Source organism: Arthrobacter sp. CAL618 (genome assembly GCF_000468215.1).
Classification (GTDB): Bacteria; Actinomycetota; Actinomycetes; order Actinomycetales; family Micrococcaceae; genus Arthrobacter_D.
The window spans coordinates 14,449-15,947 of the sequence record NZ_ASZW01000193.1 but is presented as its reverse complement, the minus strand read 5'-3'; the positions used below and the strand labels follow the sequence as shown (position 1 = coordinate 15,947).

Annotated in this window: 3 protein-coding genes (1 of these 3 running past the window's edge); all 3 read right to left on the bottom strand. The window is 70.0% G+C overall.

Going from position 1 to position 1,499, the window contains the following annotated elements; genetic code table 11:
* The coding region (locus tag K728_RS19280) for a tRNA (adenosine(37)-N6)-threonylcarbamoyltransferase complex ATPase subunit type 1 TsaE (RefSeq protein WP_035747944.1) at positions 1 to 256 on the bottom strand (256 nt) is incomplete at its 3' end.
* The gene (alr, locus tag K728_RS0111695) at positions 243 to 1,418 is read right to left on the bottom strand and encodes an alanine racemase (protein ID WP_024476828.1); all 1,176 of its coding nucleotides are present in this window, start codon (positions 1,416 to 1,418) and stop codon (positions 243 to 245) included. The genes alr and K728_RS19280, both read right to left, overlap by 14 nt.
* Positions 1,419 to 1,469: 51 nt before the next feature.
* Positions 1,470 to 1,499 carry the final stretch of a carbohydrate kinase family protein gene (locus K728_RS0111690; protein WP_024476827.1) on the bottom strand. It continues 1,062 nt past the right edge of the window, so 30 of the gene's 1,092 nt are visible here — the last part of the coding sequence; its start codon lies beyond the right edge, outside the window; its stop codon occupies positions 1,470 to 1,472.

Genomic DNA, 1,499 nt, shown 5'->3' with positions numbered 1-1,499 from the left:
GCCCGCTGGCCAGCGGTGGGTGCACGCGGACGAGGACGAAGGTAGGAGAGATGATCCCCGGCCGGACGCCAAGGCCAACGCCCAGCCCCTGGGTGAAGGTGGTCTTCCCGGCACCGAGTCCGCCGGTGAGGATCAGCAGGTCACCGGCCGCCAGGTCGCCGCCGAGCGCCGCGGCGAACCGTTGCAGTCCGGCGGCCGAGTGCACGGTGAAACTCCGGGACCACGCCGGTCCGCTGTGCCCGCTACTGGTCTGCATTGGCGCTCGTGTCGTTGAGGTAGGTGCGGGGGACGCGGCCGCTGATCCGCGTCACGATCTCGTAGTTGATCGAGCCGCTGGCGTCAGCCCAAGCGTCGGCCGACGGTTCGTCGGGGCCGCCGCCGAACAGCACCGCCGGGTGGCCCAGCGGGCTTCGCCCGGTGCCGGCAATTCCGGTGGTCTGCAGGTCGATGACCAGCTGGTCCATGGCGATCCGGCCCACCACCGGGTACTGGCGCCCATCCACCAGCACCGGTGCACCGGTGGCGACCCGGGGGACGCCGTCGGCGTAGCCCACCGGGATCAGCGCTAGCGTTGTGGGTTGGGTGGTGCGGTAGCTGAGGCCGTAGGAGACCCCCTGCCCGGCGGGTACTTCCTTGCAGTTGGCCACCGAGGTGACGAATCGCATTGCGGGGCGCAGGCCCAGCCCCTGCGAACTCTGGCCGCGGAACGGTGAGAGCCCATAGATGCCGAGCCCCACCCGCACCAGGTCGAAGTGCGTGTCTGGGCGGGACAGTGCGCCGGGGGTGTTGGCGAGGTGGCGGAGTTCGACGTCGACGCCGGCGTCCTCGGCCACCGCAACCGCCGCACGGAAGCGGCGGACCTGGTCGTCCGTTTCGTGGCGGTCCGGTTCGTCGGCGACTGCCAGGTGGGAGAAGACCCCGACCACCCGGAGGAGCCCCGCCTCCTGCTGCTCCAGCGCCCGGCCGATCAGCGTGTCCCACAGTTCCGGTGGGCAGCCGTTGCGTCCCAGCCCGGTGTCGATTTTCAGCTGGATCCGCGCGGGCAGTTGCTGGCGCCGGGCCGCTGCCACGACGTGGTCGAGTTCCCATCCGGAGACACCAATGTCGATACCGTTTCTGATGGCCGCCCCGAAATCGGATTCGACGGTGTGCAGCCAGGCGAGGATGGGTGCTTCGATGCCTGCTTCACGCAGGTCCAGCGCCTCCGAGATGTGGGCGACGCCCAACCAGGCGGCACCGGATTCCAGGGCGGCGCGAGCCACCTGCCGGGCGCCGTGCCCGTAGCCGTCGGCTTTCACTACCGCCATGACGCGGGCCGGGCTGACGACGTCGGCGATGTGCCTGACATTGTGACGCACTGCGTCCAGATCGACCTCGACCCGCCGTTCGGCTGCCGGGGGTTCAGCTAAGAAACTCACTGGTCCATTCTGTCATTCCTGCGCGGGGGCTCCCGCCGGGCGACCCCGCGCTCAATGAGGTTCACGCGTCGGATTGGCGGG